Raw genomic sequence first — 10962 nt, 5'->3', positions numbered from 1 at the left:
GCGAAGCGTTCGGTGAGAGCCGTCCGCTGGTCGACACGGCCGACGGGGTTCGCGAACAGCAGAACCGTCGCGTCGAGATCACTTACGGCCCCGGCATGTAAGGATCGGCGCAAGCCACAAAGAAAAGGGGCCGGTCGCGAGACCGGCCCCTTTTTCATTTTTTTCTTTTGGGCTTCCCCAATTCGATGCCGTCGCCCGACGGCCTATCGCATGGCGAAGATATCGAGCGTCCGTTCGATCATTCGGTCCATGGCATAATGTTCGCATGCCCAGTCGCGCACGCGGCGACGCGCATCGTCCAGCTGGCTACCGGCATCCTGCGAGAGCGCGTGAAGATGGCGCGCGGCGTTTTCGGCGTCGGGCCGTTCGGCGTCGGCCAACACCAAGTTGGCGGAATGGGGCGCGACCGCCTCCGGCGCGCCGCCGGCGGGCGTCGTCAGAACGGGGACACCGGCAAGCTGCGCTTCGATCAACGCATTCGGCACGCCTTCATGCCGGGACGTGAGCGCCAGCATATCCATCTTCTCCAGCCAAAATCCGATATGCATCGTCCGCCCGACGAACAGCGTCCGTTCGGCTACCCCGACGTTGCGGGCATGTTCCTCAGCGGCGCTGCGCAACGGTCCGTTGCCGGCAATGACGAACCGGGCCAAAGGATCGCGCCGCGCCAGCGCCGCGCAGATATCGAGCCACAACAGCGGACGCTTGTTGTCGTCGAGCCGCATCACACCGCCGAGAACGAAACCTTTGCCGCCGGTCCGCGCGTCGAACCGTTCCCAGCGCTTCCTTTCGCCATCGGGTGCGTCGACGGGCAGGGGATCGACGCCGTTCGCGACCGTCAGCACGCTCCCACCCGGCAAACCGAGCCAGTCTTCATACGCCTTGCCCGCGATCCGCGAATTCGCGGTCAGCGTAACGCCCGGCGCGGCGAGGAGGCCGCGATAGAGCACTTCCTGTTCGGGTTTCTGGCGGTCGGTCCGGCGGTTGGGCGGCATCGTCCGGACGTTGAGGATGATCCGCGGAACGTTGGCTGCCAATGCGGCCAGCCCGGCGGCGAAGATCATTCCGTCCTGCCAAATCTGGACGACGTCCGGCGCCTCATAACGCAACGTTTCGGTAAGCCGGATCATGCCCTCGCGCATGCGCGGCGGCAGCAGTTCGATCAGTTCGCGATCGGCGGCCAATCGGCTGGCCAGCGGGTCGCCGCCCCAGGCGGGCGCGGCGAGATAATCGGCCACCCGCACATCGGCTGCTTCGAGCTTCGCCAGGTAGAAATCGTTGCTGCGTCTGCGGTCCAGCTTGCGGCAGAATATGCTGACCGGGCCGTCGATCCTGTCGCCGGCGGCGACCCGTCCGATCAGGCCCAGCGCGGTATTGGCGAGCTGCCGTTCCGCGCCGCCGCCGCCGAGCGAGCCGCCGATGAGGACGACCCCGCCCGTGCGATCCCCGAGCCGCACGGGGCGATGCCTGGCCCGGTGCTCGAGCGCTTTTGCGAGCAATGTGTCGAGCGCGGCGACGCTGGGCGGACCCGCTGCGTGCGGACCGCTGAACAGCGCCGCCGCACGGCGGATATCGGTCGCCAGTTCGGGGGCAGCCGCGGCGGCTTCGCTCGTCTCCAGCACCGCCAGCGCTTCGTCGAACCGGCCCGCCATCCGCAACAGCCGCGCTTTTTCGACGGCGATCTCGGTCTCCAGCGATCCGCTCGCGACGCGGTCGAGCAACGCCAGCGCCTCGTCGCGATCGCCCAGCAGGGCGCGGCAGCGCGCGACCAGCAATGCTCTGGCGGGATCGGCGGCCGGATCGGCGGTACCGATATGACCGGCCAGGATCCCGGCGGCGATATCGGGCCCGAATGCCTTCAGAACGGTTCGAAGATATTGAGGGAAGGCATTGTAAGAATTGGGAAATCTCTCGACCATTCCCCGCCAGCACAACCGCGCCGATTCCGCGTCGCCCGACAGGGAAATCAGCCGCCCGACATGATATTGCAGCTGTTCGTCGGCCGGAAACTGGACACAGAGATCGATGGCGCGGGACAGCAGCCATGGCGTATAATCGCCGCGGTCGGCTTCCTCGACCAGGGATCGTCCTTCGGCGCGCGCTTCCTCTTCCGATACAAGGGCGGCGACGGGTTCGTCCGCGATCCTCTCCAGCGCTTCGCTCAGCGGATCGGTCGCGGGAACCGCCGCGGGCGACGCGCGGTTCGGGCGTTGCGCAGGGGCGGGTAAGCTGTCAGTCACGATGCTCGCCATAGAATGCGGCCGTGCGCGCGGCAAATGTGAAGGGGAGAGAAATTCTGGCGCGGTTCCCGAACGATAGCATGGTGGAACGCCTGGCGGCGTCTCCGTTCGGATGGCTGAAACGCTGGGCGGCGCGCAAGGCGGCCGATCGGTCGATGCATTGGGCTGCGCTCAAAGCAGGCGGGGACGACCCCTATGTGCTGGCGCGGCTCGGCCTCCATCCGCTGGCCATCGATTATCCGGCCCGCGACGCGGCTGCGCGAACCGGCCGGAATCTCGCGACCGCGGCGTTGGGGCGCGCGGATGCCGAGGCGCGGGCGGCCCTGGCGGCGCTGCCGGCCGCGAAACGCCGCCTGGCCGCCCGGCTGCTGGCGCTGCACGATCCCGAGGCGGCGCTCGCCCTGCTGCCCGATGCCGACGGTGAAGCGGCGGCCGCCTGCCTGCTTGCCCTAGGCCGGATCGACGAGGCCGCGTCGCGGTTGACCGAAGGCGCCGGAGATTCGCGCGAGGCGGCGGCGATCCGGGCGCATGTCGCGACTACCCTGGGCGACCATGCAAAGGCGCGAATCGCGCTCGGCGCCATGTTCACGATCGACGGCCTGTGCGCGCCGCTTATCGACAGCGATCAGCCGTTCACGATCGACGACCTTGGCGGGACGGCCGATGCGGTCGGCGAAGGACCGAAGATTTCCGTCGTGATTCCCTATCATGATGCCGCGGCAACGCTCGAAACGGCGGTCGGTTCGCTCACCCGGCAAAGCTGGCGGAACCTGGAAATCCTTCTCGTCGACGACCGTTCGACCGATGATGGCCCCGCCATCGCCCGGAGGCTGGCCGAAGCCGACGGTCGAATCGTAGGTCTGGCCAACGAGCGGACGCCGGGCGTTTACGGCGCGCGGAACAGCGCGGTCGCGGCCGCAACCGGCGATTTCATTACGTTTCTCGATGCCGACGACTGGTCTCCGGTCGAGCGTATCGAGCGCCAGTTGCGCGGTCTTGGATCGCATGCGGTCGGCATCGCCAACCATATCCGGATGGACGAAGCGGGCCGGCCGGTTGCGCCCCGGATATTCCCGATCGTCCGGCCGGTTCCCATCACCATGTTCCTGCGCCGCGACACGCTGGTCGCGGCCGGGCCGTTCGAAGAAGTCCAAACGGGGGCGGACTCGGAGATGTTCGCCCGGCTCGAGATGCTGCACGGCAAGACGGCCGTGTGCCGCGATCCGGCGGTCCTGCTCGTCGCGCGCTGGCGGTCCGGCTCGTTGAGCCGCGAGCGGGAAGGGGGCCTGCTGGGGCGCGAGCGCTATGCCTATCGTGCGGATTGGATGTTCCGTCATGCCGGGCTCGAGGCGCCGCGCTTGCCAGTCGAGCCGGACGCGGCATAGACACGCGGCAAATGCAAGCCCAAGACAGGCAGACCGAGGACAGGGCCGATTAGCGATACGCAGCATCAGGACACGGACGGCGCCGGGCTGGACGCGCAGCTCGCGGCGGAACGCGCCGCGCGCGAAGCGGCCGAACGCGAGATACTGGCCCTGAAAACCGAAAAGCGCATACTCGAATATCGCGTGATCAACGCGCATCGGACGCTTGCCCATGGGCTCGGCCGCGCGTTGATCGAGGCCCGAAGCCTGAAGGGCCTGATGGCGCTCCCCGGCAAGATCCGGCGGCTGCGGGCCAAGCAGAAAGCCAAACGCCGCGAACGCGTGCCCAACAGCTTTGCCGAAGACGTGGCCGAGCGACTGCATCTCGTCGATCCCGCGCTCGACCGCGCGGTCGCGGATGGCGCCGAAGCGGCAGCCGAATGGGTGGCCGGTCGGCGAGACCGCGCGGCGGCGAAGGCGCGGGCGCTCGCCGAACTCGCGCACTGGACGCTCGACCATGATCCGGCGCTCGCCGCCCGGCTCGGCCGGCAGGCGGTCGATCTCGATCCGGGCGACCAGCGCCTCTTCGCGCTGGCCGCACGGTTGCGGGAAGCCGGCCAGGTGGCCGTGCCGGGGACATTGTGTGCGGCGATCCGCGATCGGCAGCCACTGTCCGAGGGCCAGCGCCGTCTGTGCGATGGCATAGTCGAAGATGCGGAGATACTCCGGAAAGGGCGCTGGGACGGTGCGATCGATCGCGGCGGGTCGCGCGCGTCAGGCGATGCCGGGCTTGCGATCCTGTGTCCACCGCGCTGGATCGCCCTGCCGCGTATCGCCGCCGCACGCGCCGCCGCGACGTCGGCCGGATTGTCTTCATCGGTTCACTCTTCGATCGACGATTCTGATTTCCAGCGATTCTCTCACGTCCATGTCGTTGCCGACTCGGTGGCGAATGCGTGCCGCCACGCAGCGAAAGCGGCCGCGGCCGGGTGCCGCCTGATAGTGGAGATCGCGAACCCTCCCGGGGCGCTGACACGCCTGCCCGATAGCGAGTTGGCGGCCGTCACCGCTACGCGATTGCGGGGGCTGGCGGACATGGCCCATGATCTCGTGGTCCGCAGCCCGTCGGCGTCCGCGCACCTCGATCGGCTCGCCATCTCCCACCGGATCGTCCCGGACCCGATCGACAGCGAGCGAGACACGCCGGACCCTCAGGCGATAACGGCCGCGCTGGTCGAATATGGCGCGAAACCCGATATACCGACCGTCGGCCTTGCGTCACCGCTCGACGGCGATCCGGGTATCCGCCGATGCATCGAGGCTTTCGCGAGACTGTCGGTCGACGGCGACTCCCGTCAGCTGCTGATATTGGGGAAGGGCAATCGCGCGGCCGAACTCGCGCACCAGGCCGAAGCACTGGGCATTGCCGACGGTATCCGATTCATCGGGTTGCCGCCGCCGCAGCGCTGGCCGGCGTTGCTCGCCGCGCTCGATCTGGTGCTGTTTCCGAACGAACGGGACGAGATGCTGGGCTCGGAAGTTCCCGCGATCCTGGTCCAGGCCGTGGGGCAGGGCCGGCGCGCACTGGCCAGCGACGCCGCATGGCGGTCCCAGTCGGCCTGGAAGCAAGACCCTGCCGCCACCCTCGACCAGGATGGCGATTGGGCGGCCCGGATGGCCGCCATGCTCGGCTCGGAAGCGATCGCTCGACCACAACCCTCAGCCGGGGACCTTTTGGCCCAGATCTACGCCGACGCCGTCAAACCGCTGTAGGAAATTGGGTTTTTGCCGGGGTAGCGCTGGCCAGACGGCTATTGTAACAGCGCCCAGAGTATTTTGGGACGATTCCAATGCGTATTGCCATGATCGGAACGGGCTATGTCGGCCTGGTGTCCGGAGCCTGTTTTTCGGATTTCGGCCATCAGGTCGTCTGCGTCGACAAGGACGCCGACAAGATCGCCGCGCTGGTACGGGGAATCATGCCGATCTTCGAGCCTGGGCTCGAAGCGCTGGTCGAGCACAATGTCCGCGGCGGCCGGCTGTCATTCACGACCGATCTCGCCAAAGCCGTGGCCGGCGCCGATGCCGTTTTCATCGCGGTGGGTACCCCGTCCCGCAGGGGCGACGGCCATGCCGATCTTTCCTATGTCTACGCCGCTGCGAAGGAGATCGGCGACGCGTTGACCGGCCCGGCAGTCGTGGTAACCAAGTCCACTGTACCGGTGGGCACCGGGGACGAGGTCGAAAGACTGATCCGGGAAACAGCGCCCGAGGCCGAGGTCTCGGTGGCGTCCAATCCCGAATTTCTGCGCGAAGGCGCGGCGATCAACGATTTCAAGCATCCCGACCGGATCGTCGCCGGCGTCGAGGACATGCGTGCGCGCGAGGTTCTCGAGGCCATCTATCGTCCGCTCAATCTCAACAAGGCGCCGTTGCTGTTCACGACGCGGCGCACGGCCGAAGTTATCAAATATGCGGCCAACGCCTTTCTCGCGACGAAAATCACCTTCATCAACGAGATCGCCGATTTGTGCGAGGCGGTCGGCGCGGACGTCCAGTCGGTTTCGCGCGGCATCGGTCTCGACAATCGGATCGGGCCGAAATTCCTCCATGCCGGCCCCGGCTATGGCGGATCCTGTTTTCCCAAAGACACGCTCGCGCTGCTGAAGACGGCCGAGGACGAGCAGGTCCCGCTGCGCATCGTGGAATCGGTGGTGAAGGTGAACGACGCGCGCAAGCGCGCCATGGGACGCAAGGTCGTCAAAGCCATGAATGGCGATATCCGCGGCAAGACGGTTGCGCTGTTGGGGCTCACTTTCAAGCCGAATACGGACGATATGCGCGATTCCCCGGCCATTTCGATCGTCCAGGCGCTGCAGGACGAAGGCGCTGCGATCCGCGCCTATGATCCGGAAGGCATGGAGCAGGCGCGGGCCGTGATGGACGATGTCGAATTCTGCAGCGACCCGTATGCGGCAGCGACTGCGGCGGACGCACTGGTTATCGTGACGGAATGGGACGAGTTTCGCGCACTCGACCTTGACCGTATCGCCGGGATTCTGACACAGCCCGTTCTGGTCGATCTGCGCAACATCTACTCGCCGGATGAGGCTGCCCGCGCGGGTCTGCGCTATCACGGTATCGGACAAGTGGAAAAAGTCGTCTAGAATCATGGCAAAACAGCTTCCCACCAGCTCGGGAGACCGTGTTCCGTTCAGCGCGGAATGGTTCGCCGAGCTTTGGCAATGCCTGGTCGTCATGGGGCGCGTGGTCTTTGCGGTGATTCTCAGGGAATCGCGGACGCGCTACGGCAACTCCAACATCGGTTATGCCTGGGCCATCGTCGATCCGCTCATCGTACTGGCCGTGTTCGTTGCGATATTCTCGGTTCTCGGGCGGAGTTCGCCGGTCGGTTCGCCGATAACGGTGTTTTTCGTGACCGGCATCGTGCCGCTGTTCTTCTGGCGCGGGGCGGTCGGTCAGGGCGCCAGCGCCGTGTCGGCGAGTCTCGGCCTGCTGACCTATCCGCAGGTCATGCCGACCGATATCCTCGTTGCGCGAATTCTGCTCGAATCGGCGACCACAGTCGTCGTATTCCTGATCTTCCTTGTCGGTCTCTATTATATCGCCGATGTATCCCCGAGCTGGTTCTTCGGCGACCCCCCGGGCGTGATCGCGGCGACGCTGGGCATGTTCTACTTTACTTTCGGTACGATGTATCTGAGTTCGAGCCTCGCCCGCGTCGTGCCGATCTGGAAGAACATATGGGGATATCTGGGCCGCCCGATCTATTTCCTTTCAGGGATATTCTTCACGCTGGAGCAGCTGCCGGACGGCGTGCGCGGCTACATGACATACAATCCCGTGGCTCATATGGTCGAGTGGCTTCGCTCCGCGATGATTCCGACGTTCGAAAGCAGCGCCTATTCCATCCTGTTCCCGATGACCTGCGCGACGATTGCGCTGCTCATCGGCATGGTCATCGACCGCATCCTCCTTCTTACCGGCGATGAGGAAATAGTGAGCTAATGCGATGACCATCGAGTTGCGTAATGTCACCAAAACATATCGCTCGCGTCGAGCGGGCAAGAAAACCGTGCTGCACGACATCAACGCCGTGTTCGAGCGCGGACACAGTTACGGCATCATGGGCGTGAACGGAGCCGGCAAATCGACCCTGCTGCGCATCATCTGCGGCGCGGAACGACCGACTTTCGGGGAGGTTCGCAAAGACGTATCGGTCAGTTGGCGGCTGGGTTTCGCGTCTTCGTTCAACAGTTCGTTGACGGGGATGGAAAATCTGCGATTCGTCTGCCGGATTTACGATGCCGATATAGACGAGGTTTCGGCGTTCGTGGAGGATTTCGCGGAAATCGGCGATGCGATCCACGAACCGGTCAAAAATTACTCTTCGGGCATGCGTGGGAGATTGGCTTTCGGCCTCAGCATGGCTATCAGATTTCAAGTCTATGTCATTGACGAGGCGCTCGCCACCGGCGATTTCACGTTTCAGGAAAAGGCCAAAGCCGAATTCGCCAGGCGCAGGGAAGAATCCGATATCTTGTTAACCTCTCACATGCCAACGGCAATCCAGGAATATTGCGATCGTGCGGGCGTCGTTCATCAAGGTCGGCTGGAAATGTTCGACAGCGTTGAAGAAGCCACCGAATATTATGAGCGGGTCACCCGAAAATGAACCGAATCGAAGTTCTCGAAACGGCGCGGAGCTGGTTCCGCATAGCGCCCGAAGAAGCGGCCGATCGGCATGCCCGGCGTCGCCTGCGCTTTCGGATAATCGCCGCGGGCATCGTGATCCCGACCCTGTTGGTGTTCATCTATTATGCGCTGCTGGCCCGCCCCGAATATGACACCGAGATGATGTTCACGATCCAGGGGCTTGAGCAGCAACCCCCGGACTTGCTGGGCGGCATGGGCCTGCCGGCGATCACGTCGACCACCAATGACGGCCTCGTTGTGACCGAGTTCATCACGTCGAGCGCATTGGTCAGGCGCCTGGAGGAAAATTACGGGTTCGACGTTGCCTTCGGTGGATGGAGTTTCGATCCGTTCGCGCGCGTGGCGCCCTCGTCGGCGATCGAGACCAAGACCGAGTTCTGGCGCAGCCAGGTGGCGGCGGCGTACGATGCGACGTCCAAGATCATTACCGTGAACGTCCGGGCGTACACGCCCGAAGATTCCCTGCGTCTTGCCGAAGGCGTGCTGACCGAAACCGAGAATGTGGTCAACGCCCTGAACGGGCGTGTGCAGGACGAGGCCGTTCGAGTGGCCGGCGAGGAGGTCGCGTCGCGACGGGAAGCCTATAATGAAGCGCGTCAACGCGTCATCTCATCGCGTGCGAACCGCGCCACGACCCTTGAGGGCGAGGCCGCACAGCAGGTCGGGCTGGTCGGACAGATCGAGGGCCAGCTCGCCAATGCGCGGGTCGAGCGCGCGGCTGCGATTGCCCAGTTCAGACCGGACTCTCCCCAGATCCGGGCCATGGACGAGCGGATCGCGGCGCTCGAGAGGCAGCGCGTGGAAGCCTTGCGCGAGGCCCGTGGCGGATTCGGCGTGTCCGAGGCGTCGCGGGATGTCAGCGCCCAAACCGCCCTTCTCGATTATGAATTCGCGCAACAGGCTTATTACGCCGCCATCCAGGCGGAACGGCAGGCGATCGCCCAGCGCGCCAATGAACGGCGTTACCTCGTCGCTTTCGTTCCGCCCCGGCCCGCGGAAATTTCGAACTATTGGGCCCGATTTGCCAACATAATCGCCTTTGCGATCGCCGCGGCGCTCTTGATGGCCATCGCGATGCTCGGCTATTCCGTCGTCAAGGATCATATGGAATGACCCTATTGCCGCATATCCTATTCCGCGTTTGGAGCCTGTTGGCGCTGTCGTTGCTGGCCTTTGCCGCCGTCCCCGCCGCCGCCCAGTTTAACGAAGATGTCGGTGCCAGCGCGGTCGGTGCGGGCTCCGCGCCCGCGGCGGTGATCCAGGACGATCAACGCGGCGGCGAGGAGCGTGCGACCACGTTGCGGCAGGATCAGCTGGCCGGGCGCCGGCCGCCCCCGTTCGGCTCCGAACTCTTTCCGGAGGAGCAGCCCGTGGAGTCGGGCGCGGAGGCCATGTCGGCAGCCGGTGTGGCGGATTCCAACTATGTGCTGCAACCCGGAGATGCCGTCACGGTTACGACGTACGGCCTGGTCAACGAGACGGCCCAACTGATAGTCGACGCTGAAGGCAACATCGCATTGCCGAATGTCGGGCCGGTGAATGTTGCCGGCGTCCGCGCATCCGAGGTGAACTCCGTCGTCAGCGCGGCGGCATCGCAGGTCTATCAATCGACTGTGCAGGTTTACGCGACGGTAGCCGATGCCGGAGATATCCAGGTATTCGTGACCGGCCCGGTGAACCGGCCCGGCGGCCATGACGGCGACAGCCGGTCCTCCGTGATCGGCTTTCTGCAAAATGCCGGAGGCATCGACGCCGATCGCGGCAGCTACCGGCACATCATCATTCGGCGGGCGGGCGAAACGATCGGGTCGATCGATCTCTACGATTTCCTGCTCAACGGCGACCTGTCGGGCGTCGATCTCCGCAACGGCGACGTCATCGTCGTCGGCCAGCAGGGCCCGGTCGTGTCGGTAAGCGGCGACGCGCGCGCCCCCTACACGTTCGAATTCGCCAATGTCGCCGGGACCGGCGCCGAACTGCTCCGCTATTCGCGCCCGCGTCCGGAAATCACGCATGTGTCGATATTGGGCACCCGCGACGGCGTGCCTTTCAACGCCTACGTCTCCCGCGAGGAATTCGCCGCGATGCCGCTCGCCGATGGTGACCGCGTGCGCTACGAGGCCGATGCGCCGTCCGGCACGTTCATCGTTCGCGTTCTGGGCGCGCATGACGGCCCGTCCGCGTACGTCGTCGACCGCGGCGACTATCTGGGCCCGCTGCTTGCCCGGATCCCGCTCGATCCGCTGGCCGATGTGGCGATGATCCATCTCGAGCGGGAAAGCATCGCCCAGACGCAGCGCGTACTCTTGCAGGAGAATCTGGCGCGTCTCGAGCGAGCTATCTACACGGCACCCTCGACATCGGCCGCTTCGGCATCGGCGCGTGCGGCCCAGGCCGCATCGCTGGCGACGTTCATCGAGCGCGCCCGTCAGGTCCAGCCGCGCGGGCTCGTCGCTTTTCCCGACGATGCGGATCTCAATCGGGTTCTGCTTGAGCCGGACGACGTCATCATCATTCCCTATATCAACCAGACGGTGGTCGTCGCCGGTGAAGTGGAGCTGCCGCAGACATTGCTTTGGACACCCGACAACGACGCACGCGACTATGTGCGTCGCGCCGGT

Annotated in this window: 8 protein-coding genes; 7 read left to right on the top strand and 1 reads right to left on the bottom strand. The window is 65.2% G+C overall.

Annotation, left to right across the window (positions count from 1 at the left end; translation table 11 throughout):
• Positions 1–203: 203 nt before the first annotated feature.
• Positions 204–2240: a glycosyltransferase gene (locus ACTS1X_RS02515; protein ID WP_442612812.1), complete on the bottom strand. Its 2037-nt coding sequence runs from the start codon at positions 2238–2240 to the stop codon at positions 204–206.
• 80 nt (positions 2241–2320) lie between these two features.
• Here ACTS1X_RS02515 and ACTS1X_RS02510 point away from each other — a divergent pair, with 80 nt between their 5' ends.
• The 7 genes from ACTS1X_RS02510 to ACTS1X_RS02480 all read left to right on the top strand — a co-directional run.
• Complete coding sequence (locus tag ACTS1X_RS02510; protein WP_442612811.1) at positions 2321–3625, top strand: glycosyltransferase family 2 protein; 1305 nt, start codon at positions 2321–2323, stop codon at positions 3623–3625.
• A gap of 183 nt (positions 3626–3808) precedes the next feature.
• Entirely contained in the window at positions 3809–5377 is a 1569-nt protein-coding gene (locus ACTS1X_RS02505; protein ID WP_442612810.1) for a glycosyltransferase, read from the top strand.
• A 77-nt stretch (positions 5378–5454) separates the two neighbouring features.
• A complete protein-coding gene (locus ACTS1X_RS02500; protein WP_442612809.1) occupies positions 5455–6771 on the top strand; it encodes a UDP-glucose dehydrogenase family protein in 1317 nt (438 codons plus the stop codon).
• A 4-nt stretch (positions 6772–6775) separates the two neighbouring features.
• A complete protein-coding gene (locus ACTS1X_RS02495; protein WP_442612808.1) occupies positions 6776–7633 on the top strand; it encodes an ABC transporter permease in 858 nt (285 codons plus the stop codon).
• Positions 7634–7637: 4 nt separating this feature from the next.
• Positions 7638–8300, top strand: a complete 663-nt coding sequence (locus tag ACTS1X_RS02490) for an ABC transporter ATP-binding protein (protein WP_442612807.1) — start codon at positions 7638–7640, stop codon at positions 8298–8300.
• Complete coding sequence (locus ACTS1X_RS02485) at positions 8297–9454, top strand: hypothetical protein (RefSeq protein WP_442612806.1); 1158 nt, start codon at positions 8297–8299, stop codon at positions 9452–9454. Before ACTS1X_RS02490 ends, ACTS1X_RS02485 begins: the two co-directional genes overlap by 4 nt.
• Positions 9451–10962: polysaccharide biosynthesis/export family protein (locus tag ACTS1X_RS02480; protein WP_442612805.1), on the top strand; the 1512-nt coding region annotated here is incomplete at its 3' end. The genes ACTS1X_RS02485 and ACTS1X_RS02480, both read left to right, overlap by 4 nt.

The organism is Parasphingopyxis sp. (genome assembly GCF_052168275.1).
GTDB lineage: Bacteria > Pseudomonadota > Alphaproteobacteria > Sphingomonadales > Sphingomonadaceae > Parasphingopyxis.
The sequence above is the reverse complement of the archived record's forward strand: the minus strand, read 5'-3'. Positions and strand labels throughout refer to the sequence as shown.